The organism is Sphingomonas sp. CFBP 13733 (assembly GCF_014841795.1).
Lineage (GTDB): Bacteria > Pseudomonadota > Alphaproteobacteria > Sphingomonadales > Sphingomonadaceae > Sphingomonas > Sphingomonas aerolata.
Map to the genome: position 1 here is coordinate 565,208 of NZ_JACYUP010000004.1, position 20,287 is coordinate 585,494.

The window sequence follows — 20,287 nt, forward strand, 5'->3', positions numbered from 1 at the left end:
CGTCCTGTTCCCAGATCCCATTGGAGCCCTGCCCATGTCCGCTATCTCGATCGTCACGCTGGCCAAGGGGCGGGCGGAGCATCTCTACAATCTGGTTTTGGGGCTCACGAGACAGACGACCCCGCCGCGCGAACTGATCGTCGCGGTGATGCAGGACGAGCCCTATGTCCTGCCCGAGACGGATTTTTCGGTCCGCCAGCTGATGATCGCGGGCGAGGCGTTGCCGCTGGCCGCTGCGCGCAACCTGGCGGCGCGGACCGCGACGGGGGAGGGGCTGATCTTCCTCGACATGGACTGCATCCCGGCGCCGGGTCTCGTCGCGGACTATGCCGGGCACCTCGCGACCTATGACGGGTTGCTGATGGGCGAGGTGATGTACCTGCCGGGCGGCGCGACGAAGGGGGATTGGCGCAGCGAGGATTTCGCGGACGTCGCGGTGCGGCATTCGGACCGGCGCGGCCCGCCTGCGGAGGGGATCGAGGCGTGCGGCGACTATCGCTGTTTCTGGTCGCTCAACTTCGCGATGAGGCGCGCGACCTTCCTCGCGGTCGGCGGATTCCACGAGGGCTATAACGGCTATGGCGGCGAGGATACCGATTTCGGCAAGGTGCTCGACACCGCGGGCGTCCCGATCGCGTGGATCAAGGGCGGGCTGGCGCATCATCAATATCATCCGCATCACATGCCGCCGGTGCATCATCTCGACAGCGTGATCCGCAATGCCGAGCTGTTCGAGGCGCGCTGGGGCTATCGGACTATGGGGCACTGGCTGCACGCATTCCGGCTGATGGGGCTGATCGACGACCGGCCCGGCCAGCCGATCCGCGTGCTCCGCCGCCCCGATGACGCGGATCTCGCGCTGACCGGACAGCAGAGCCATCAGCCCTATGCCAATACCGCAAGCGTCATCCGGCTGCTGGAAGAGCGTGTCGCTGCGAGTGCCGCGGCGGCGTGAGGATCGCCTTGCTCTCGCACGTCCGCCAGCGGATCGCGCAGCCGTTCATGGGCGGGATGGAATCGCACAGCTGGTATCTGGCGGAAGGGCTGCAGGCACGCGGGCACGACGTCGTGCTGTTCGCGAGCGGCGACAGCGACCCGCGCTTCGCGATCGATCCGGTGCTGCCCCAGCATTATGAGCGGGTGTTCCCCTGGGCCGAGCATCGCGGGTCGGCGCCGCTGATCGCGCACGTCGACCAGGGCTATATCGCGGCGTGCGAGAGGATCGCGGCGGGCCGGTTCGACGTGGTGCACAACAACAGCCTGAGCCGCTTCCCCATCGAGCCGCAGCGGACCGCGATCGTGCCGACCGTCACCTCGCTCCACGTGCCGCCCTATGACGCGCTGCACTGGTTCGTGAAGGCGAGCCCGTCGCCGACGCACCGGCTGACGGTGACGTCGCAGTCGCAGCTGCGCGCCTGGTGGCCCGACGGCGCGCCTGCCGAGGCGTCGGTGCTGCACAACGGCATCGACCCCGCCGCGTGGCGGTTCTCGCCCGCAGGGGACGGCAGCGCGGTCTGGTCGGGACGGATGACGCCGAACAAGGGGCCGCATCTGGCGGTACAGGCGGCACGGCGCGCGGGTGTGGCGATCACGCTGTACGGGCAGATCGAGGATCCGGACTATTGGGCGGCCGAGGTCGCGCCGCATCTTGGACCCGACGTCCGTTATGGCGGACATCTGGACGGCGCGGCGCTGGCGTCGGCGCTCGGGCAGGCGTCGGTGTTCCTGTTCACGCCGTGCTGGGACGAGCCGTTCGGGCTGGTCGCGGCGGAGGCGATGGCGTGCGGCCTGCCGGTCGCCGCATTCGACATGGGAGCCGCGCGCGAGGTCGTGGGCGAGGCGGGGTGCCTTGCAGCGCCGGGCGACGTCGAGGGGCTGGCGGCGGCGATCCCTGCGGCGATGGCGATCCCGCGCGATGTACCGCGTGCGCGGGTCGAACGGCTGTTCACGCGCGACCGCTGGCTCGACCGGTGCGAGGCACTGTATGCGGAGGTATGCGCGGCCAAGGCGGAGACGGTCGCGTGACTGTGTCTGCACGGATACGGGGCGATGACGTCATCGCGGCGCAGCAGGAGGCGCTGGCGGCGCTGTACCGGCAGCATGTCGGGCACGGCGACCGCTATGCGCTGCTCGACTTTCCCGATCACGCCAATGTCGGCGACAGCGCGATCTGGCTGGGCGAGATCGCGATGCTCCGCGCGATCACCGGGCGCGATCCCGATCATGTCTGTACCTGGGACGCGTTCGACGCGGACGCGTTTCGCCGCGACAGTCCGGCGGGCGTCGTCTTCCTGCATGGTGGCGGGAACCTGGGCGATATCTGGCCGCATCATCAGCATTTCCGCGAGGCGGTGCTGGCGGAGTTTCGCGACCGGACGATCGTCCAGCTGCCGCAGTCGATCCATTTCCGCGCTGGCGAGGGGCTCGACCGCTTCGCCGCCTGCGTCGCCGCGCACCCCGATTTCCACCTCTATGTCCGCGATGCGCAGAGCCTCGACCTCGCACAGCGGTTGTTCTGCACGGTCGCGCTCGCGCCTGATTCCGCGTTCGCGCTGGGGGCGCAGCCGCGTGGGCCGGCGGATTGCGACCTGCTGATGCTGATGCGGACCGATGACGAGCGCGTGGCGGGGGATCGCGGGCCGGTGCCGGAGGGGGCGGTGGTGCTCGACTGGCTGGAGGACGGCGTGCTGCCCGTATGGGAGGTGGGGGCGCCGCGTCCTGCGCACTATGAGCGACTGGCTTATGCGCGGGTCGCGCGCGGGCTGACGCTCCTGTCGCGCGGGCGGCAGATCGTCACTGACCGGCTGCACGCGCATATCCTCGCGCTGCTGCTGGGCATCCCACACCTCGCGCTCGACAATGATTATGGCAAGCTGTCCGCCTATATCGCCGCCTGGACCGCGCCGTCGCCGCTGCTGCTGCGCGAATGATCGACGTCAGTGTGCTGATCTGCACGCGCGACCGGGGGGCGTCGCTGTCGCGCACGCTCGACTCGGTGACGCGCGCGGTCGGCGTTGCGGGGGACGTGGCGGTCGAAATGGTGGTGGTCGACAACGGGTCCCGCGACGACACCGCGGCGCGGCTGGCGGCCTGGCAGGCGGAGCAGGCGTTTCCCGTGCTGCTGCTGGCCGAACCACTCGCGGGGCTGGCGCGGGCGCGCAATCTGGGGCTGGCGCATGTCCGCGGGCGGATCGTCGCGATGACCGACGACGATTGCGTGCTCAAGCCGGACTATCTGCTCGCGCTGGTCCGCCGGTTCGCGGGGGTCGCGACGCCGACGATCGTCGGCGGGCGGATCCTGCCGGGCGATGCCGCAGACCTGCCGGTGACGCTGAAGCTCGAGGATCATCCGATGGAGCCGGTGCCGGGCGCGTTTCCCGGCGGGTTCGTGATGGGCGCGAACCTTGCCTTCACGCGCGACGTCATCGCGCGGACGGGCCGGTTCGATACGCGGTTCGGCGCGGGCGCGCGGTTCGTGGCGGCGGAGGATACCGATTTCCTGTTCCGCGCGATCGCGGCCGGGGTGGTCGTGGCCTATGACCCGTATTTCGTCGTCGAGCATCATCATGGGCGCTGCCGGCCCGACCAGGTGATCGCGCTGCTCGCGGGCTATGGCTATGGCGACGGCGCGCTCTACGCCAAGCACATTCTCAGCGACCGGCGAATCCTGGGGGCGATCCGCCGCGACCTTGGCGATGCGCTCGGCGAAATCCGCGCGGGGACGCGGCCCTTTCCCTATATCCGGCGCTTCCACAGCTTCCGCCTGCGCCATATGCTGCGCGGCTTTCTCGCTTATGCGGGCGCCGAACTTACCGCGCGGGTACGGCTCTCAAACCCACACGAAAAGGCCTGATGCCGCGGCGTCGCAGCATCAGGCCCATGTTCGATTGTCCAGACCGAGCCCGCAGGCTCAGGCGGTGATTACTTCGAGCGTTCGACCTGCTCGAACTCGAGCTCGACCGGGGTGGCGCGACCGAAGATCGACACCGACACCTTGACGCGGCTGCGGTCGAAATCGAGTTCCTCGACCAGGCCGTTGAAGCTCGCGAACGGACCGTCGAGCACCTTGACCTGATCGCCGATCTCGTAGTCGACCTTGACCTTCTGCTTGGGAGCGGCCGCGGCCTCTTCCTTGCTGTTCAGCATCCGCGTGGCTTCCGCCTCGCTGATCGCCTGCGGCTTGCCCATGCTGCCAAGGAAGCCGGTCACCTTGGGGGTGTTCTTGACGAGGTGATAGACGTCGTCGTTCATGTTCAGCTTGGCGAGCACATAGCCCGGCATGAACTTACGCTCGACCGCGATCTTCTTGCCGCGGCGGGCCTCGGTGATCGTCTCGGTGGGGACTTCGATCTGCTCGACGAGCTGTTCGAGACCCATACGGGTCGCCTCTGCCATGATCGAGTCGCGGACCTTGCCCTCGAAGCCCGAATAGGCATGAATGATGTACCAGCGCGCCATGTGCGGACCTTATTGAGCGAGTTTCAGAAGGGCGGTGACGATCGCCTGAAGGATCGAGTCGACGCCGAAGAAGAAGAGCGCGAGGATCGTCGTCATGATGACGACCATCACCCCGGTCATGATCGTCTCGCGACGCGTCGGCCACGTAACCTTCGAGGTTTCGGTGCGGACCTGCCGGATGAATTCGAGTGGGGACGTTTTAGCCACGGTGCTGTTCGAACCCGCCTGATGGAGACATGAAAAGAAGCGAGGCATAGACCCATAACCCGCTCCCTGTGAAGGGTCGCCCCGTCAATAGGGCCCCGTCAAAGGGCCCCGTCAAAGGGGTGGGGCATGCGTCCGTCTCGCTGTCGGATGGCGGCGCAGATAGCTTCCGCGCCGACGGAACGCAAGGGGCGGGGCGGCAGCGTCCGGCGGGCGGCCCTGTGATGACCGGACTCGGCAGCGCGTAAGCCACGATGCACCAGCCGTTCGCACACGGTCGGACGCATAAGGGGATGCGTGAAAGGCGGGACCGGAAGGCGCGGGGGCGGGCGTTTGCGCCCTCTCCCCCGCCGGCCGTCAACCGGTGCCGGTCTTGCCGGCGGCGCCTCTCCTGCGTTTCTGTTATGTTTGCCGGCGTGACGGACCGTCATCGGTATATCAGCGCGCAAACCAAAAAAAAGGCCGGTCAAAGACCGGCCGTAAAAGTTTTAGGAGAGGATGCCTGAAAGGCACAGTCTTTGTGCATCGCAGCAGCGAATTTCACAACTGCGCAAATTGCATTATGAAATGCGTTTTGTGCAATCGCAACGGACGCGACTTTGCTGATTCCTGACCCCATGGTCAGAAATGCATATCGACGACGATGTAAGAGAATCTGGCAGGAGTGCTCGGATTCGAACCGAGGGCCTTCGGTTTTGGAGACCGACGCTCTAACCAACTGAGCTACACTCCTGTGCGGTGGCGGGCTCTAGCGCCATGTCCGCCGCAGGGCAAGCGCCTGTTCATGCCCGACGCACGATTGTCGAACGTGCAACCAATCTGGCGTCGGGTTCAGGGCAGGGTGGGGTGATCCCCGTGTTGACCGCGGCTGACTCCTGACCTATAGGCGCGCCCTGTTCTTCGGGAGTCTTTCCCGCCGGGCATGCTTGAACATTGCTGGATGCATTCCAGGGCCTGAGGAGCGTTTTGCGCTTCCTAGGGTCCTTTTTGTATTCTCAGGCGCCTCAATGGCTCCAGCAAAGTAACCATTTGAAAGGTGAAGGCTTCAATGCCGACGATCAACCAGCTGGTCCGCAAGGGCCGCGATCCGCAGAAGGCCAAGTCGAAGGTCCCTGCGATGGAAGCCAACCCGCAGAAGCGCGGCGTTTGCACCCGCGTCTACACGACGACCCCGAAGAAGCCGAACTCGGCTCTGCGCAAGGTGGCCAAGGTTCGCCTGACCAACCAGCGCGAAGTCATCAGCTACATCCCGGGCGAGGGCCACAATCTTCAGGAGCATTCGGTTGTCCTGATCCGTGGCGGTCGTGTCCGCGATCTTCCCGGTGTTCGCTATCACGTCCTGCGCGGCGTGCTCGATACACAGGGTGTGAAGGACCGGCGTCAGTCGCGTTCCAAGTACGGCGCCAAGCGTCCGAAGTAAGCCGATCAATGCCAACCGACGCAAGTCGGCACTGGTATGTTTGATCACACAGGCTGAAGTTTAGAAGGAATATAAAATGGCACGTCGTCGTCGTCCCGAAAAGCGGGTCATCCTGCCTGATCCCAAGTTCGGGGATGAGGTTCTGTCGAAGTTCATGAACAGCGTCATGCTGGACGGCAAGAAGTCCGTCGCAGAGCTGATCGTGTACGGTGCATTCGAAACCGTCGAAAGCCGCGCCAAGCGCGACCCGATCGGCGTTTTCCACGATGCGCTGAACAACGTGAAGCCGGGCATCGAAGTCCGTTCGCGTCGCGTCGGTGGTGCAACCTACCAGGTTCCCGTCGAAGTGCGTCCCGAGCGTGCACAGGCGCTGGCAATCCGCTGGCTGATCGGTGCGGCACGTTCGCGCAGCGAGAACACGATGGCCGCACGGCTGTCGGGCGAGCTGATGGACGCGGCCAACAACCGCGGCAACGCGGTCAAGAAGCGCGAAGACACGCACCGGATGGCAGAAGCCAACCGTGCATTCTCGCACTACCGCTGGTAACAGCGGGCTTCGAAGCCTAGCATTGGTAACCGTGTCACGGGCGGTCTTTCGCCCGTAACGCAAACACCTATATATTGGGGAGCCGGCACGTTCGGCTCCCCATATCCTTAAGGAAGCACGATCATGGCCCGCAGCCATCCGCTCGACCGTTACCGCAACATCGGCATCATGGCGCACATCGACGCCGGCAAGACGACGACGACCGAGCGCATCCTCTATTACACCGGCAAGTCCTACAAGATCGGCGAAGTGCATGAAGGCACCGCGACGATGGACTGGATGGAGCAGGAGCAGGAGCGCGGGATCACGATCACGTCGGCTGCAACCACCTGCAAGTGGCGCGCCGAAGAAGGTAAGGGTGAAGAGCACCTTATCAACATCATCGACACCCCGGGCCACGTCGATTTCACGATCGAAGTCGAGCGTTCGCTGCGCGTCCTTGACGGCGCGGTCGCGTGCTTCGACGGCGTTGCCGGCGTTGAGCCGCAGTCCGAGACCGTGTGGCGCCAGGCCGACAAGTACGGCGTGCCGCGCATGTGCTTCGTCAACAAGCTCGACCGCACCGGTGCCGACTTCTATTTCTGCGTCGACTCGATCATCGAGCGTCTCGGCGCGCGCCCGGCGGTCCTGTACCTGCCGATCGGCATGGAAGGCGGCTTCAAGGGCCTGGTCGACCTCGTCGAGAACCGCGCGATCATCTGGCTCGAAGAGAGCCTGGGTGCGAAGTTCGAATATCAGGACATCCCGGCTGACATGGCCGACAAGGCCGCCAAGTATCGCAGCGATCTGATCGAGATGGCCGTCGAGCAGGACGATGCTCTGATGGAAGCCTATCTTGAGGGTAACGAGCCGAGCGTCGCCGATCTTAAGAAGCTGATCCGCAAGGGTACGCTCAGCATGGCGTTCGTGCCGGTGGTCTGCGGTTCGGCGTTTAAGAACAAGGGCGTCCAGCCCCTGCTCGACGCCGTGGTCGACTATCTGCCGTCGCCGCTCGACGTTCCCGCCATTCAGGGCCTGAAGCTCGACGGCGTGACGCCGGACGAGCGTCCGTCGTCGGACGAGGTTCCGTTCTCGGCATTGGCGTTCAAGATCATGAACGATCCGTTCGTGGGCACGCTGACCTTCGCCCGCATCTATTCGGGCAAGCTGGAGACCGCATCGCAGGTCACCAACTCGGTCAAGGACAAGAAGGAAAAGGTCGGCCGCATGCTGCTCATGCATGCGAACAGCCGTGAGGACATCCAGGAAGCGTTCGCGGGCGACATCGTCGCTCTCGCAGGCCTCAAGGACACGACCACTGGCGACACGCTTTGCGCGATGAACGCACCGATCATCCTCGAGCGGATGGAATTCCCCGAGCCCGTGATCGAGCTGTCGGTGGAGCCGAAGACCAAGGCCGACCAGGAGAAGATGGGCGTCGCGCTCAATCGTCTCGCACGCGAGGATCCCTCGTTCCGCGTGTCGTCGGACCCCGAGTCGGGCCAGACCATCATCAAGGGCATGGGCGAGCTCCATCTCGAGATCCTGGTCGACCGTATGAAGCGCGAGTTCAAGGTCGAGGCCAATGTCGGCGCTCCTCAGGTCGCGTATCGCGAATATCTGAAGAAGCCGGTCGACGTCGACTACACGCACAAGAAGCAGTCGGGCGGCACCGGTCAGTTCGGTCGCGTGAAGGTCAAGGTCACGCCGGGCGAGCGCGGTTCGGGCATCACGTTCAAGGACGAGATCAAGGGCGGCAACATTCCGAAGGAATATCTGCCCGCGATCGAGAAGGGCTTCCGCGAGACCGCTGCTTCGGGTTCGCTGGTCGGCTTCCCGATCATCGATTTCGAGATTGTGCTGTATGACGGCGCGTATCACGACGTCGACTCGTCGGCTCTGGCGTTCGAAATCTGTGCACGTGGCGCAATGCGCGAAGTGGCGCAGAAGTCGGGCATCACGCTGCTTGAGCCGGTCATGAAGGTTGAGGTCGTCACCCCGGAGGACTATCTGGGCGACGTCATCGGCGACATGAACAGCCGTCGTGGCCAGATCCAGGGCACCGACAGCCGCGGCAACGCGCAGACGGTCGAGGCGATGGTGCCGCTGGCCAACATGTTCGGCTATGTGAACTCGCTCCGCTCGTTCACGCAGGGCCGTGCGCAATACTCGATGCAGTTCTCGCATTATGATGAAGTGCCGCAGAACGTCGCTGACGAGGTGAAGGCGAAACTGGCCTAACCCTTTAAGGGGGTAGGGCTAGCGTCAGGCTTTAACAGCCGCTATGGGGCCGCGTTCGCGCGGTTCCCGGTGTGGCACCGGAATACGAATCAGAAGGTAGGAAACAATGGCCAAGGCAAAATTTGAGCGGAACAAGCCGCATCTCAACATCGGCACCATCGGTCACGTCGATCATGGCAAGACGTCGCTCACCGCTGCGATCACGAAGGTTCTCGCCGAGACGACCGGCGGTACCGCTGTCGACTTCGCAAACATCGACAAGGCTCCCGAGGAGCGCGAGCGCGGCATCACGATCTCGACCGCACACGTCGAGTACGAGACGGCCAACCGTCACTACGCGCACGTCGATTGCCCGGGCCACGCCGATTATGTGAAGAACATGATCACCGGCGCAGCCCAGATGGACGGCGCGATCCTCGTCGTTTCGGCGACCGATGGCCCGATGCCGCAGACCCGTGAGCACATCCTGCTCGCACGCCAGGTCGGCGTGCCTGCCATGGTCGTGTTCATGAACAAGGTCGATCTGGTCGACGACGAGGAAATCCTCGAACTGGTCGAGATGGAAATCCGCGAGCTGCTCAGCTCGTACGACTTCCCGGGCGACGACATCCCCGTCATCAAGGGTTCGGCAACCTGCGCGCTGTCGGGTTCGAACCAGAAGCTTGGCGCCGACGCCGTCACCGAGCTGATGCAGGCTGTCGACGACTACATCCCGCAGCCCGAGCGTCCGCTCGACAAGCCGTTCATGATGCCGATCGAGGACGTGTTCTCGATCTCGGGTCGTGGTACGGTCGTCACCGGCCGCGTCGAGACCGGCATCGTCAAGGTTGGCGAGGAAGTCGAGATCGTCGGTATCCACCCGACCGTTCGCAAGACCACGGTCACGGGCGTCGAGATGTTCCGCAAGCTGCTCGACCAGGGCCAGGCTGGCGATAACGTCGGCGCGCTGATCCGCGGCGTTGCACGCGACGAAGTCGAGCGTGGCCAGGTGCTCTGCAAGCCAGGCACGATCAAGCCACACACCGACTTCAACTCGGAAGTCTACGTGCTGTCGAAGGAAGAGGGTGGCCGTCACACGCCGTTCTTCGCCAACTACCGTCCGCAGTTCTACTTCCGTACGACGGACGTGACCGGCACCGTCGAGCTGCCTGAGGGCACCGAGATGGTCATGCCAGGCGACAACGTGTCGCTCGGCATCAAGCTGATCGCACCGATCGCCATGGACGTGGGCCAGCGCTTCACGATCCGCGAAGGCGGCCGTACCGTCGGTGCAGGCGTCGTCAGCCAGATCGACAAGTAAGCATCCTCTCCTTCGGGAGATGATCGAAGAGCCCGGCTTCTCGCGAGAGAGGCCGGGCTTTTTCGTGTTCGGGGGCGGCCACAGCGTCGCCAGAGCGTTGGGCGGCAAGCATGCAATTGCCAGGGTCCGGCGATCGGCTAGATTAGGCACGTCACAGGGGGGCGGGGCTCATGCGTGCGCAATGTCAGTGCGGCCAACTCACGGTCGAGCTTCCGGGGCCATCGCCTGCCGTGGTGGCATGTCACTGCATCGCCTGTCAGCGCCGAAGCGGATCGCCCTTTGGTGTTCTAGCCTATTATCCCGAGGAACTGCTCGCTGTCGCCGGTGAGGGCAAACGGTTTGAGCGAGCGACGGACGAAGGCAATCGCTTCGAGACGGTCTTCTGCCCAGAGTGCGGATCAACGGTCTATGCGAGGACCGCCAAGCACCCGTCGATGATCGGGTCGCCGTGGGCGCTATCGCCGATCCTGCTTTCCCAGCTCCCGTTCGCTCTGTTTGGGAGGAATCGATGCATCACTGGGTGACCTTGCCACGTGAAGTACAGCATTTCGCCAAAGGCCGCGTGTAGGCGTCGGTTATCCGGCTGCTCGGGCGCCCGCCCTAGACCGAGGTAGTGCCAAAGGGGTCGGGTGGGGGTAGTCATGAGCCTATTGCCGCCGCGAGGGGGCGGCCTAAAATCGTCGTCGCCCTAGTTGCCTTTTCGGCGACTCTCCCGTAATGGCCCGCCTTCGGTTTAAACATCAACCAGCAAGAGCCCGGAAACGGGCCCGCTCTTTCGCATCGGTAGGGACTATGGACAGCAATATCCGCATTCGTCTGAAGGCGTTCGATCACCGTGTGCTCGATCAGGCCACTGGCGACATCGCCGACACCGCACGCCGCACCGGCGCGCTCATCCGCGGTCCGATTCCCCTTCCGACGCGCATCGAAAAATTCACCGTGAACCGCGGCCCGCACATCGACAAGAAGTCGCGCGAGCAGTTCGAGGTGCGCACGTACAAGCGTATGCTGGATATCGTCCAGCCGACGCCGCAGACGGTCGATGCGCTGATGAAGCTGGACCTCGCCGCTGGCGTTGACGTCGAGATCAAGCTCGCCTAAGGGCGAGCGCGGCGCGGTCGACCGGTAACGGTCCCGCGCCGTTCGACATTGGGATACCGCCGTCGGTGCAAACCGACGGGGCAGCGTCCCCCGTCACGTTCCTGCATTCGCAGGAGCACCAGCCCGGGACGGGGCGCGTTTCGTATTTACCGGGTTGATCCGACTCCATTCAGGGCTTTTGCCGGGGATGGGGTCAGGTGGATGCATCATGGAGCTTGCTCCGGACATGGTCCGCAAGCCCCCGAGGAATAGTCCGACGGGGCCTCTGTCTAGGAAGGGACAAGATCATGCGTACTGGCGTGATCGCGAAGAAGATGGGGATGACCCGCCTGTTCCAGGAAGATGGTCGGCACGTGCCGGTCACCGTTCTGGCACTTGAAGGCAATCAGGTCATTTCCGTTCGCGAAATGGATCGTGACGGCTACACCGCCGTCCAGCTTGGTGCAGGCGTTGCCAAGTCGAAGAATGTCGCAAAGCCGCAGCGCGGCCATTTCGGCAAGGCCGAAGTGGAGCCCAAGGCTGTCGTCCATGAGTTCCGTGTGAACGCAGACGGCCTGCTCGACGTTGGCGCCGAGATCTCGGCTGACCATTATGTCGCAGGCCAGATCGTCGATATCCAGGGCAAGACCCAGGGTAAGGGCTTCCAGGGCGGCATGAAGCGTTGGGGCTTCGGCGGTCTGCGGGCAACCCACGGCGTGTCGGTCTCGCACCGTTCGCTCGGTTCGACCGGTCAGCGCCAGGATCCGGGCAAGGTCTTCAAGAACAAGAAGATGGCCGGCCACATGGGCGACAAGTATCGCACCCAGCAGAACCTCGAGATCGTATCGACGGACGTCGAGCGTGGTCTCCTGTTCGTCAAGGGTTCGGTTCCTGGCTCCAAGGGCGGCTGGCTCTTCGTCAAGGACTCGGTGAAGGTCGCGCGCCACGCCGACGCACCGTTCCCCGCCGGTCTCAAGACCGTCAACAGCAACACCGCAGCAGACACGCCGGCCGAATCGACCGACGCACCTGCAGCCGACGGCCAGGAGGGCTGAGCGTGAAGATCAAGCTTTCATCTTTCGCCGGCACCGAGGGCGCGGACATCGAGCTCAACGACGAGATCTTCGGTCTCGATCCGCGCGCCGACATCCTGCACCGTGTGGTCACCTGGCAGCTCGAGAAGCGTCGCGAGACGGCTCGTGGCACCCGTGAGCGCGCAGACGTCGCTCGCACCGGCAAGAAGTTCGGTCGCCAGAAGGGCGGCGGTACGGCACGTCACGGCGATCGCCGCGCGCCCGTGTTCATCGGTGGTGGTAAGGCTCACGGCGCTCGCGTCCGTGACTTCAACCCGTCGCTGAACAAGAAGGTTCGCGCGCTCGGTCTGCGCATGGCGCTCAGCAGCCACGCCAAGGCGGGTTCGCTGGTCATCATGGACAGCCTGGCTGTCGAGGGTGGCAAGACCAAGACGCTGCAGGGCGATCTCGCCAAGCTCGGCTTCGGCAAGCGTGCGCTCGTCATCGACGGCGACATGGTCGACACCAGCTTCGCATTCGCTGCGGGCAACCTGTACGAAGTGAACGTGATGCCGGCAGCCGGCGCGAACGTTTACGACATCCTGAAGCATGACACGCTGGTGCTGACGCGCGCCGCTGTCGAAAAGCTGGAGGCGCGCTTCCATGGCTAAGAAGCAGAAGGCGGGCATCGATAATCGTCATTACGACGTTATCCTGGCCCCGCACATCACCGAGAAGACGACGACCCTGTCGGAGCACAACGCGGTGGTGTTCAAGGTGTCCAACGACGCCACGAAGCCCGAGATCAAGGCGGCCGTAGAGGCGCTGTTCGACGTGAACGTCGTCGGCGTGAACACGCTCGTCCAGAAGGGCAAGACCAAGAAGTGGAAGGGCACGAACTACTCGCGCTCGGACATGAAAAAGGCAATCGTTACGTTGAAGGACGGTCAGTCCATCGACGTGACGACGGGGATCTGAGGCCATGGCACTCAAGCATTATAATCCGACATCGCCGGCACGCCGCGGTCTCATCCTGGTCGACAAGTCGTCGCTCTGGAAGGGCAAGCCCGTCAAGGCGCTGACCGAAGGCAAGCACAAGACCGGCGGTCGTAACAACAAGGGTCATGTGACCTCGCGCGGCATCGCCGGTGGTCACAAGCAGAAGTACCGCTACATCGACTTCAAGCGTCGCAAGTGGGACGTCGAAGGCACTGTCGAGCGGATCGAGTATGATCCCAACCGCACCGCGTTCATCGCCCTGGTCAAGTACCCGGACGAAGAGCTCGCCTACATCCTGGCGCCGCAGCGTCTGGCCGTCGGCGACAAGGTCCTCGCGGCTAAGAAGACCGACGTGAAGCCAGGCAATGCCATGGAACTCGGTCAGATGCCGGTCGGCACCATCGTCCACAATGTGGAGATGAAGCCGATGAAGGGTGGCCAGATCGCTCGCTCGGCCGGCACGTATGTGCAGGTTGTCGGTCGCGACAAGGGCATGGTGATGGTCCGCCTGAACTCGGGCGAGCAGCGCTACATCCGCAGCGATTGCATGGCGACGGTTGGCGCGGTTTCGAACCCCGACAACCAGAACCAGAACCTGGGCAAGGCAGGGCGTTCGCGCTGGCTTGGTATTCGTCCGCTGACGCGCGGCGTCGCCAAGAACCCGGTCGACCATCCGCACGGCGGTGGTGAAGGCCGCACCTCGGGTGGCCGTCATCCGGTCACGCCGTGGGGCAAGCCGACGAAGGGTGCGCGCACGCGTCACAACAAATCGACCGACAAGATGATCATCCGGTCGCGTCATTCGACGAAGAGGAAGGGCTAACATGGCTCGTTCAGTCTGGAAGGGTCCGTTCGTGGACCTTCATCTGCTCAAGAAGGCAGAAACCGCCCAGGACACCAACGCGCGTTCGCCGATCAAGACCTGGTCGCGTCGCTCGACGATCCTGCCGTCGTTCGTGGGCCTCACGTTCAACGTCTATAACGGCCGCAAGTTCGTGCCGGTCTCGGTCAACGAGGACATGGTCGGGATGAAGCTGGGCGAGTTCGCGCCCACGCGCTACTTCCCCGGCCACTCCGCCGACAAGAAGGGCAAGCGCTGATGTCTAAGCAAGTCAGCCCGCGCAAGGTCGCGGACAACGAGGCGCTTTCGGTCGGTACGCAGATCCGCGGTTCCGCGCAGAAGCTCGGCCTCGTGGCTGCGCTCATCCGTGGCAAGAAGGTCGGCGATGCGATGAACATCCTCGCCTTCTCGACCAAGGGCATGGCGATCGAAGCCCGCAAGGTTCTGGCCTCGGCCATCGCCAATGCGGAGAACAACCACAACCTCGACGTCGACTCGCTGGTCGTCGCCGAGGCATCGGTTGGCAAGTCGATCACGATGAAGCGCTTCGCGACCCGCGGCCGCGGCAAGTCGACCCGCATCCTCAAGCCATTCAGCCGTCTGCGCATCGTCGTGCGCGAGCAGGAAGAAGCATAATGGGTCAGAAGAGCAACCCCATCGGTCTGCGTCTGCAGATCAACCGTACCTGGGATAGCCGCTGGTACGCCGAAGGCGCCGACTATGGTCGGCTCCTGCTCGAGGATCTCAAGATCCGCGCATATATCATGAAGACGCTGCCGCAGGCCGCGATCTCCAAGGTTGTGATCGAGCGTCCGGCCAAGCTGGCCCGTATCTCCATCTTCGCTGCACGCCCCGGCGTGATCATCGGCAAGAAGGGTGCGGACATCGAGAAGCTGCGTTCGACGATCGGCAAGATGACGTCGTCGACCGTGTCGCTGAACATCGTCGAGATCCGCAAGCCGGAAGTCGATGCGCGTCTCGTCGCGCAGGGCATCGCCGATCAGCTCGAGCGTCGTATCGCCTTCCGTCGCGCCATGAAGCGTGCGGTTCAGTCGGCGATGCGTCTCGGTGCCGAAGGCATCCGCGTGAACTGCGGCGGCCGTCTTGGCGGCGCCGAGATCGCACGGTCGGAGAGCTATCGTGAGGGTCGGGTTCCGTTGCACACGCTGCGCGCGAACATCGATTATGCCGAGGCTACGGCGCACACGTCTTATGGCGTTTGCGGCGTGAAGGTCTGGGTCTTCAAGGGCGAGATTCTCGGCAACGATCCGACGTCGTACGACCGCATCATGATGGAGGCTCAGACCTCCGGCGTGCGGCCGCAGCGCGACGATCGTCGCTAAGGGGCAGGAACAGACATGCTGCAACCAAAAAAGACCAAGTTCCGGAAGGCCTTCAAGGGCAAGATTTCGGGCGACGCCAAGAGTGGCTTCTCGCTCAATTTCGGCTCTTACGGCCTGAAGGCCATGGAGCCCGACCGGATCACCGCACGTCAGATCGAGGCGGCCCGCCGCGCGATCACGCGTCACATGAAGCGCCAGGGGCGTTTGTGGATCCGTATTTTCCCAGACCTTCCGGTCTCGGGAAAGCCAGCCGAAGTCCGCATGGGTAAGGGCAAGGGCGCGCCGGAATATTGGGCCGCTCGAGTCAAGCCGGGTCGGATCCTGTTCGAGCTCGACGGCGTCGACGGCAAGATCGCCGCCGAGGCATTCGAGCGGGCGGCCATGAAGCTGCCGATCAAGGTAAAGGTCGTTGCCCGCCTGGGCGACACCTCGCATCTGGGAGGCGAGTAAGATCATGGCTCGTATCGACGACATGAAGGCCAAGAGCGACGACCAGCTGTCGGAGTCGCTTGGCGAACTGAAGCGCGAGCAGTTCAACCTGCGCTTCCAGGCCGCCACGAACCAGCTCGAAAAGCCGAGCCGCGTTCGTGAGGTCCGCCGCGACATCGCTCGCATCAAGACCCTGCAGGCTCAGCGCACCAGCGCTGACGCCGCGAAGTAAGGAACACATCATGCCGAAGCGCGTGCTGACCGGTCTGGTCGTGTCCGACAAGGGCGACAAGACGGTGGTCGTGAACGTCGAGCGTAAGGTGAAGCACCCGCTCTACGGGAAGATCATCCGTCGCTCGAAGAAGTATCATGCTCATGACGAGAGCAACGAGTTCAAGCAGGGCGAGACCGTGCGGATCGAAGAGACCGCACCGATCTCCAAGCTGAAGACCTGGAAGGTGATCGAGCGGGTCAACACCCACGCGACGCCGGAGCGGGCTTCGGCCGAGGGCTGAATCAAACATGAGGGCAGGGGGGCAACTCCCTGCGCTCTTGTTTTCGTAAACGGGAACGGCTAAGCGGCCGCTCCTCCCCGTTGCGGATTCGTCCGCGGCGGGGTGATTTTTTAGGCGGGGTTCGGTCGGTATCGACCCCAGAGACAGAGAAGGGATACGGATCCATGATCCAGATGCAGTCCAATCTCGACGTCGCTGACAACAGCGGCGCGAAGCGGGTGCAGTGCATCAAGGTGCTTGGGGGTTCCAAGCGTCGTGTTGCAGGCGTTGGCGACATCATCGTCGTCAGCATCAAGGAAGCGCAGCCACGGGGCCGCGTGAAGAAGGGCGACGTTCACCGCGCGGTGATCGTTCGTACCGCCAAGGATATCCGCCGTGCAGACGGTACAGTCATCCGCTTCGACGGCAACGCCGCGGTGCTGGTCAACAAGAACGAGGAGCCGATCGGCACCCGTATCTTCGGCCCAGTCGTTCGCGAGCTGCGTGGCAAGAAGCACATGAAGATCATCAGCCTTGCGCCGGAGGTGCTGTAATGGCGAGCCAGCGTATCAAGAAGGGTGACAAGGTCATCATCCTGTCCGGCAAGGACAAGGGCAAGACCGGCGAAGTCACGATGTCGATGCCGAAGACCGACAAGGTCGTCGTCTCGGGCGTGAACATCGCGGTGCGCCACACCAAGCCGACCCAGGGTGACCCGCAGGGTGGCCTGGTTCGCAAGGAAGCACCGATGCACGTCTCGAAGGTCGCTCACGTGACCGCAGACGGCAAGCCGACCCGCGTCCGCTTCGAGGAGCAGGATGGCAAGAAGGTCCGCGTGGCCGTCAAGACCGGGGAGAAGATCAATGGTTGATCAGAACACCGCCGCTGGCACCGAGGCCGCCTACACGCCGCGCATGCGGAAGATGTATGATGAGACGATCATCAAGGCGATGACCGAAAAGTTCGGCTACAAGAACGTCATGGAGATCCCCCGGATCGACAAGATCGTGCTGAACATGGGTGTCGGCGAAGCGACGCAGGACAAGAAAAAGGTCGACCAGGCAGCCCAGGAAATGGAGCTGATCGCCGGCCAGAAGCCTGTCGTGACGAAGGCCAAGAAGTCGATCGCGCAGTTCAAGCTGCGTGAAGGCATGCCAATTGGCGTGAAGGTTACCCTTCGCCGCGAGCGCATGTACGAGTTTCTCGACCGTTTCATCACGATCGCTCTTCCCCGCGTCCGCGATTTCCGCGGTCTCAACCCGAAGAGCTTCGATGGCCGTGGCAACTATGCCTGCGGTATCAAGGAGCAGATCGTGTTCCCAGAAATCAGCTATGACCGGGTCGACAAGGTCCGCGGCATGGATGTGATCGTGACGACGACCGCCAAGACCGACGACGAGGCTCGCGAGCTTCTCCGTCTCTTCGGCTTCCCGTTCCCGATCGAAGACGACGCTGCCGACGAGAAGAAGGCAGCTTAACTACCAACCGCCGCCCCTGACCTCGTGTCACGGGCGGCGCTTCAGGAAAGAAAGAACTTAAGTCGATGGCGAAACTGAGTTCAGTCAACAAGAACGAGCGCCGCAAGCGCATGGTCAAGCAGTATGCCCCGAAGTACGCGGCACTGAAGGCAATCGCAGCGGACAAGACGCTCGACGATGGGGAGCGTCTGATCGCTCGCCTCAAGATGGCGGCAATCCCGCGCAACGCGAACCCGACCCGCATCCGTAACCGGTGCGAGCTGACCGGTCGCCCGCGCGCCTATTACCGCAAGTTCCGGCTCTGCCGTATTCAGCTGCGCGATCTGGCCAACAAGGGCCTGATCCCCGGCGTCACGAAGTCGAGCTGGTAAGGACTACATCATGGCAGTGACCGATCCCCTGGGTGATTTGCTCACCCGTATCCGTAATGGCCAGCGCGCGAAGAAGGACTCCGTCCTGACTCCGGCGTCGAAGCTGCGCGTCCGCGTGCTCGACGTTCTGCAGCGTGAAGGCTATATCCGTGGCTATAGCGAAGAGCAGATGGGCCCCGCGGCCGGCCTTCGCATCGAGCTGAAGTATTTCGAGGGCCAGCCTGCGATCAAGCATGTCGCGCGCGTCTCGAAGCCCGGCCGTCGCGTCTATTCCGGTTCGCAGGAACTTCCCCGCGTCCGTAACGGCCTCGGCATCACCATCGTCTCGACGCCCCGCGGCGTGCTTTCGGATTCCGAAGCACGTGAGCAGAACGTCGGCGGCGAAGTCCTCGCGGAGGTGTTCTGATGAGCCGTATTGGTAAGAAGCCGGTCACCGTACCGGCGGGCATCACGCCGACGATCGAGGGCAAGCAGCTGACGATGAAGGGCCCCAAGGGGACCCTGAAGATGCCGCTGCGCGACGAGATCAGCTACACGATCGAAGACGGCGGCATTTCGGTGCAGCCGGCCAACGACACCAAGCGCGCTCGCGCGTTCTGGGGCATGCAGCGGACCATGGTTCAGAACCTGGTCACCGGCGTGTCGGAAGGCTTCACCAAGAAGCTGCTGATCAGCGGCGTCGGCTATCGTGCCGCAGCCCAGGGTCGCAACCTCAAGCTGCAGCTCGGCTACAGCCATGACGTCAACATCGACGTGCCCGAGGGCATCGAGGTGAAGACGCCGGACAACACGACGATCGAGATCTCGGGTTCGGATAAGCAGATGGTTGGCCAGCTGGCCGCGGAGATTCGTCAGTGGCGCAAGCCCGAGCCGTACAAGGGCAAGGGCATCAAGTACGACGGCGAGTTCATCTTCCGCAAGGAAGGGAAGAAGAAGTAATGACCAAGGGACTTTCTCTTTTCGCCAAGCGGCGTCGCCGCAACCGTACCGCGCTGCGCGCACGCGCCGGCACCCGTCCGCGCCTGTCCGTGCATCGCTCGGGCAAGCACATCTATGCCCAGGTGATCGACGATGCCGCCGGCACGACGGTCGCTTCGGCCTCGACGCTGGAGAAGGACGTGCGCGGCACGTCCGGCGCCAACATCGACGCGGCGACTTCGGTCGGCAAGCGCGTCGCCGAGGCTGCCAAGGCAGCGGGCGTGACCCAGGTCGTGTTCGATCGCGGCGGCTTCCTCTACCACGGTCGCGTGAAGGCTCTTGCCGATGCCGCGCGCGAAGCCGGATTGGAGTTCTAAGACATGGCTGACGAAAACAACACGCCAGCGGTAATCGCACCCGAGACGACCGCACAGGACGTCACGGCTCAGAACGTACCCCAGAGCACCGGGTACCAGGGCAACAGCGCCGGTGGCCGTGGTCGTCCTGGTGGCGGCGGCGGTGGCGGTCGTGGTGGCCCCGGCGGCAACCGTGGCGGTGGCCCCGGTGGCAACCGTGGCGGTCGCGATGGCGGTCGTGGCGGTCGTGACAATCGTGGCGGTCGTCCGGGTTCGGACGATGGCGGCGAAGAGCTGATCGAGAAGCTGGTGCACATCAACCGCGTCTCGAAGACGGTCAAGGGCGGCAAGCGCTTCGGCTTTGCAGCACTCGTCGTCGTCGGCGACGGCAAGGGCCGTGCAGGCTTCGGTCATGGCAAGGCACGCGAAGTGCCGGAAGCCATTTCGAAGGCGACGGCAGCTGCCAAGAAGAAGATGGTTCGCGTTCCGCTCAAGGACGGTCGCACGCTGCATCATGACGGCAACGGTCACTTCGGTGCCGGCAAGGTCACGCTGCGGTCGGCGCCTCAGGGTACGGGTATCATCGCCGGTGGCCCGATGCGCGCCGTCTTCGAGTCGCTGGGCGTTGCAGACGTCGTGACCAAGTCGGTCGGCACGTCGAACCCCTACAACATGATCCGCGCAACGTTCGAAGCCCTTGGCGAGCAGACCTCGCCCAAGGCCGTCGCACAGCGTCGCGGCAAGAAGATCGCCGACCTGCTCGGCCATGGTGGTTCGAAGACCGCCGAGGCCGATGCAGCTGCGATCACGGAGTAA

The 20,287-nt window shown here is 63.8% G+C and carries 30 protein-coding genes and 1 tRNA gene; 28 read left to right on the forward strand and 3 right to left on the reverse strand.

The features are described from left to right. Positions 1-34 precede the first annotated feature (34 nt). From IFT71_RS15135 to IFT71_RS15150, 4 genes are read left to right on the forward strand one after another with little or no spacing between them, the layout of a single operon-like run. Complete coding sequence (locus tag IFT71_RS15135) at positions 35-955, forward strand: glycosyltransferase family 2 protein (protein ID WP_192141840.1); 921 nt, start codon at positions 35-37, stop codon at positions 953-955. Further along, positions 952-2,025 carry a glycosyltransferase gene (locus tag IFT71_RS15140; RefSeq protein WP_192141842.1) on the forward strand — a complete coding sequence of 358 codons (1,074 nt, stop codon included), beginning with the start codon at positions 952-954 and terminating at the stop codon, positions 2,023-2,025. The genes IFT71_RS15135 and IFT71_RS15140 overlap by 4 nt, the downstream gene beginning before the upstream one ends. Beyond that, positions 2,022-2,930, forward strand: a complete 909-nt coding sequence (locus IFT71_RS15145; RefSeq protein ID WP_342212669.1) for a polysaccharide pyruvyl transferase family protein — start codon at positions 2,022-2,024, stop codon at positions 2,928-2,930. Before IFT71_RS15140 ends, IFT71_RS15145 begins: the two co-directional genes overlap by 4 nt. Next, entirely contained in the window at positions 2,927-3,853 is a 927-nt protein-coding gene (locus tag IFT71_RS15150) for a glycosyltransferase family 2 protein (RefSeq protein WP_107929668.1), read from the forward strand. Before IFT71_RS15145 ends, IFT71_RS15150 begins: the two co-directional genes overlap by 4 nt. A gap of 68 nt (positions 3,854-3,921) precedes the next feature. Here IFT71_RS15150 and nusG read toward each other — a convergent pair whose 3' ends face one another. The 3 genes from nusG to IFT71_RS15165 all read right to left on the reverse strand — a co-directional run bounded on the left by nusG (position 3,922) and on the right by IFT71_RS15165 (position 5,395). Continuing rightward, positions 3,922-4,458, reverse strand: coding sequence for a transcription termination/antitermination protein NusG (gene nusG, locus IFT71_RS15155; protein WP_031393771.1), 537 nt, complete (start codon positions 4,456-4,458; stop codon positions 3,922-3,924). Positions 4,459-4,467: 9 nt separating this feature from the next. Next, positions 4,468-4,665, reverse strand: a complete 198-nt coding sequence (gene secE / locus IFT71_RS15160) for a preprotein translocase subunit SecE (protein WP_031393770.1) — start codon at positions 4,663-4,665, stop codon at positions 4,468-4,470. Positions 4,666-5,318: 653 nt separating this feature from the next. Next, positions 5,319-5,395, reverse strand: a tRNA-Trp gene (locus IFT71_RS15165). Positions 5,396-5,710: 315 nt separating this feature from the next. Between IFT71_RS15165 and rpsL the strand changes: the two genes are divergently transcribed. The 24 genes from rpsL to rpsE all read left to right on the forward strand — a co-directional run bounded on the left by rpsL (position 5,711) and on the right by rpsE (position 20,287). After that, entirely contained in the window at positions 5,711-6,082 is a 372-nt protein-coding gene (rpsL, locus tag IFT71_RS15170) for a 30S ribosomal protein S12 (protein ID WP_010164594.1), read from the forward strand. A gap of 76 nt (positions 6,083-6,158) precedes the next feature. Then, on the forward strand, positions 6,159-6,629 hold the full coding sequence (gene rpsG, locus IFT71_RS15175) for a 30S ribosomal protein S7 (RefSeq protein ID WP_031393769.1): 471 nt from the start codon (positions 6,159-6,161) through the stop codon (positions 6,627-6,629). A gap of 123 nt (positions 6,630-6,752) precedes the next feature. After that, positions 6,753-8,849 carry an elongation factor G gene (gene fusA, locus IFT71_RS15180; RefSeq protein WP_031393768.1) on the forward strand — a complete coding sequence of 699 codons (2,097 nt, stop codon included), beginning with the start codon at positions 6,753-6,755 and terminating at the stop codon, positions 8,847-8,849. 106 nt (positions 8,850-8,955) lie between these two features. Further along, on the forward strand, positions 8,956-10,149 hold the full coding sequence (gene tuf / locus IFT71_RS15185; protein WP_031393767.1) for an elongation factor Tu: 1,194 nt from the start codon (positions 8,956-8,958) through the stop codon (positions 10,147-10,149). A 170-nt stretch (positions 10,150-10,319) separates the two neighbouring features. Then, complete coding sequence (locus tag IFT71_RS21995; RefSeq protein WP_197976162.1) at positions 10,320-10,673, forward strand: GFA family protein; 354 nt, start codon at positions 10,320-10,322, stop codon at positions 10,671-10,673. Between the two features lie 268 nt (positions 10,674-10,941). Beyond that, positions 10,942-11,250 (forward strand): 30S ribosomal protein S10, encoded by a 309-nt coding sequence (gene rpsJ, locus IFT71_RS15195; RefSeq protein ID WP_007406109.1) that lies wholly within the window; start codon positions 10,942-10,944, stop codon positions 11,248-11,250. Positions 11,251-11,537: 287 nt separating this feature from the next. Further along, positions 11,538-12,284, forward strand: coding sequence for a 50S ribosomal protein L3 (rplC, locus tag IFT71_RS15200; protein ID WP_192141845.1), 747 nt, complete (start codon positions 11,538-11,540; stop codon positions 12,282-12,284). 2 nt (positions 12,285-12,286) lie between these two features. After that, a complete protein-coding gene (gene rplD, locus IFT71_RS15205; RefSeq protein ID WP_031393764.1) occupies positions 12,287-12,913 on the forward strand; it encodes a 50S ribosomal protein L4 in 627 nt (208 codons plus the stop codon). Beyond that, positions 12,906-13,220, forward strand: a complete 315-nt coding sequence (locus IFT71_RS15210) for a 50S ribosomal protein L23 (protein ID WP_031393763.1) — start codon at positions 12,906-12,908, stop codon at positions 13,218-13,220. Before rplD ends, IFT71_RS15210 begins: the two co-directional genes overlap by 8 nt. Positions 13,221-13,224: 4 nt before the next feature. After that, positions 13,225-14,064: a 50S ribosomal protein L2 gene (rplB, locus tag IFT71_RS15215; protein ID WP_031393762.1), complete on the forward strand. Its 840-nt coding sequence runs from the start codon at positions 13,225-13,227 to the stop codon at positions 14,062-14,064. A 1-nt stretch (position 14,065) separates the two neighbouring features. Continuing rightward, positions 14,066-14,341, forward strand: coding sequence for a 30S ribosomal protein S19 (rpsS, locus tag IFT71_RS15220; protein WP_031393761.1), 276 nt, complete (start codon positions 14,066-14,068; stop codon positions 14,339-14,341). Beyond that, positions 14,341-14,718 carry a 50S ribosomal protein L22 gene (rplV, locus tag IFT71_RS15225; RefSeq protein ID WP_037529220.1) on the forward strand — a complete coding sequence of 126 codons (378 nt, stop codon included), beginning with the start codon at positions 14,341-14,343 and terminating at the stop codon, positions 14,716-14,718. Before rpsS ends, rplV begins: the two co-directional genes overlap by 1 nt. Next, the gene (gene rpsC / locus IFT71_RS15230) at positions 14,718-15,425 is read left to right on the forward strand and encodes a 30S ribosomal protein S3 (protein WP_031393759.1); all 708 of its coding nucleotides are present in this window, start codon (positions 14,718-14,720) and stop codon (positions 15,423-15,425) included. The genes rplV and rpsC overlap by 1 nt, the downstream gene beginning before the upstream one ends. Before the next feature lie 15 nt (positions 15,426-15,440). Beyond that, a complete protein-coding gene (gene rplP, locus IFT71_RS15235) occupies positions 15,441-15,875 on the forward strand; it encodes a 50S ribosomal protein L16 (protein WP_031393758.1) in 435 nt (144 codons plus the stop codon). 4 nt (positions 15,876-15,879) lie between these two features. Then, positions 15,880-16,086, forward strand: a complete 207-nt coding sequence (rpmC, locus tag IFT71_RS15240; protein ID WP_031393757.1) for a 50S ribosomal protein L29 — start codon at positions 15,880-15,882, stop codon at positions 16,084-16,086. A gap of 10 nt (positions 16,087-16,096) precedes the next feature. Beyond that, complete coding sequence (rpsQ, locus tag IFT71_RS15245) at positions 16,097-16,369, forward strand: 30S ribosomal protein S17 (protein ID WP_031393756.1); 273 nt, start codon at positions 16,097-16,099, stop codon at positions 16,367-16,369. A gap of 164 nt (positions 16,370-16,533) precedes the next feature. Beyond that, positions 16,534-16,902, forward strand: a complete 369-nt coding sequence (gene rplN / locus IFT71_RS15250; RefSeq protein WP_031393755.1) for a 50S ribosomal protein L14 — start codon at positions 16,534-16,536, stop codon at positions 16,900-16,902. After that, positions 16,902-17,219, forward strand: coding sequence for a 50S ribosomal protein L24 (gene rplX / locus IFT71_RS15255; RefSeq protein ID WP_031393754.1), 318 nt, complete (start codon positions 16,902-16,904; stop codon positions 17,217-17,219). The genes rplN and rplX overlap by 1 nt, the downstream gene beginning before the upstream one ends. Continuing rightward, positions 17,212-17,826, forward strand: coding sequence for a 50S ribosomal protein L5 (gene rplE, locus IFT71_RS15260; RefSeq protein WP_042466294.1), 615 nt, complete (start codon positions 17,212-17,214; stop codon positions 17,824-17,826). Before rplX ends, rplE begins: the two co-directional genes overlap by 8 nt. Positions 17,827-17,891: 65 nt before the next feature. Then, positions 17,892-18,197: a 30S ribosomal protein S14 gene (gene rpsN / locus IFT71_RS15265; protein ID WP_031393752.1), complete on the forward strand. Its 306-nt coding sequence runs from the start codon at positions 17,892-17,894 to the stop codon at positions 18,195-18,197. A 10-nt stretch (positions 18,198-18,207) separates the two neighbouring features. Beyond that, positions 18,208-18,603: a 30S ribosomal protein S8 gene (rpsH, locus tag IFT71_RS15270; RefSeq protein ID WP_031393751.1), complete on the forward strand. Its 396-nt coding sequence runs from the start codon at positions 18,208-18,210 to the stop codon at positions 18,601-18,603. Then, a complete protein-coding gene (gene rplF, locus IFT71_RS15275; RefSeq protein ID WP_031393750.1) occupies positions 18,603-19,136 on the forward strand; it encodes a 50S ribosomal protein L6 in 534 nt (177 codons plus the stop codon). The genes rpsH and rplF overlap by 1 nt, the downstream gene beginning before the upstream one ends. After that, complete coding sequence (gene rplR / locus IFT71_RS15280) at positions 19,136-19,492, forward strand: 50S ribosomal protein L18 (RefSeq protein ID WP_031393749.1); 357 nt, start codon at positions 19,136-19,138, stop codon at positions 19,490-19,492. The genes rplF and rplR overlap by 1 nt, the downstream gene beginning before the upstream one ends. A gap of 3 nt (positions 19,493-19,495) precedes the next feature. Next, a complete protein-coding gene (rpsE, locus tag IFT71_RS15285; RefSeq protein WP_244654946.1) occupies positions 19,496-20,287 on the forward strand; it encodes a 30S ribosomal protein S5 in 792 nt (263 codons plus the stop codon).

Bases quoted from the DNA above. Each gene is read 5' to 3' on its own strand.
- IFT71_RS15135 (WP_192141840.1), top strand. From the start codon at position 35: ATGTCCGCTATCTCGATCGTCACGCTGGCCAAGGGGCGGGCGGAGCAT.
- IFT71_RS15150 (WP_107929668.1), top strand. From the start codon at position 2,927: ATGATCGACGTCAGTGTGCTGATCTGCACGCGCGACCGGGGGGCGTCG.
- nusG (WP_031393771.1), bottom strand. From the start codon at position 4,458: ATGGCGCGCTGGTACATCATTCATGCCTATTCGGGCTTCGAGGGCAAG.
- rpsL (WP_010164594.1), top strand. From the start codon at position 5,711: ATGCCGACGATCAACCAGCTGGTCCGCAAGGGCCGCGATCCGCAGAAG.
- rpsG (WP_031393769.1), top strand. From the start codon at position 6,159: ATGGCACGTCGTCGTCGTCCCGAAAAGCGGGTCATCCTGCCTGATCCC.
- fusA (WP_031393768.1), top strand. From the start codon at position 6,753: ATGGCCCGCAGCCATCCGCTCGACCGTTACCGCAACATCGGCATCATG.
- tuf (WP_031393767.1), top strand. From the start codon at position 8,956: ATGGCCAAGGCAAAATTTGAGCGGAACAAGCCGCATCTCAACATCGGC.
- IFT71_RS21995 (WP_197976162.1), top strand. From the start codon at position 10,320: ATGCGTGCGCAATGTCAGTGCGGCCAACTCACGGTCGAGCTTCCGGGG.
- rpsJ (WP_007406109.1), top strand. From the start codon at position 10,942: ATGGACAGCAATATCCGCATTCGTCTGAAGGCGTTCGATCACCGTGTG.
- rplC (WP_192141845.1), top strand. From the start codon at position 11,538: ATGCGTACTGGCGTGATCGCGAAGAAGATGGGGATGACCCGCCTGTTC.
- IFT71_RS15210 (WP_031393763.1), top strand. From the start codon at position 12,906: ATGGCTAAGAAGCAGAAGGCGGGCATCGATAATCGTCATTACGACGTT.
- rplB (WP_031393762.1), top strand. From the start codon at position 13,225: ATGGCACTCAAGCATTATAATCCGACATCGCCGGCACGCCGCGGTCTC.
- rpsS (WP_031393761.1), top strand. From the start codon at position 14,066: ATGGCTCGTTCAGTCTGGAAGGGTCCGTTCGTGGACCTTCATCTGCTC.
- rplV (WP_037529220.1), top strand. From the start codon at position 14,341: ATGTCTAAGCAAGTCAGCCCGCGCAAGGTCGCGGACAACGAGGCGCTT.
- rpsC (WP_031393759.1), top strand. From the start codon at position 14,718: ATGGGTCAGAAGAGCAACCCCATCGGTCTGCGTCTGCAGATCAACCGT.
- rplP (WP_031393758.1), top strand. From the start codon at position 15,441: ATGCTGCAACCAAAAAAGACCAAGTTCCGGAAGGCCTTCAAGGGCAAG.
- rpmC (WP_031393757.1), top strand. From the start codon at position 15,880: ATGGCTCGTATCGACGACATGAAGGCCAAGAGCGACGACCAGCTGTCG.
- rpsQ (WP_031393756.1), top strand. From the start codon at position 16,097: ATGCCGAAGCGCGTGCTGACCGGTCTGGTCGTGTCCGACAAGGGCGAC.
- rplN (WP_031393755.1), top strand. From the start codon at position 16,534: ATGATCCAGATGCAGTCCAATCTCGACGTCGCTGACAACAGCGGCGCG.
- rplX (WP_031393754.1), top strand. From the start codon at position 16,902: ATGGCGAGCCAGCGTATCAAGAAGGGTGACAAGGTCATCATCCTGTCC.
- rplE (WP_042466294.1), top strand. From the start codon at position 17,212: ATGGTTGATCAGAACACCGCCGCTGGCACCGAGGCCGCCTACACGCCG.
- rpsN (WP_031393752.1), top strand. From the start codon at position 17,892: ATGGCGAAACTGAGTTCAGTCAACAAGAACGAGCGCCGCAAGCGCATG.
- rpsH (WP_031393751.1), top strand. From the start codon at position 18,208: ATGGCAGTGACCGATCCCCTGGGTGATTTGCTCACCCGTATCCGTAAT.
- rplF (WP_031393750.1), top strand. From the start codon at position 18,603: ATGAGCCGTATTGGTAAGAAGCCGGTCACCGTACCGGCGGGCATCACG.
- rplR (WP_031393749.1), top strand. From the start codon at position 19,136: ATGACCAAGGGACTTTCTCTTTTCGCCAAGCGGCGTCGCCGCAACCGT.
- rpsE (WP_244654946.1), top strand. From the start codon at position 19,496: ATGGCTGACGAAAACAACACGCCAGCGGTAATCGCACCCGAGACGACC.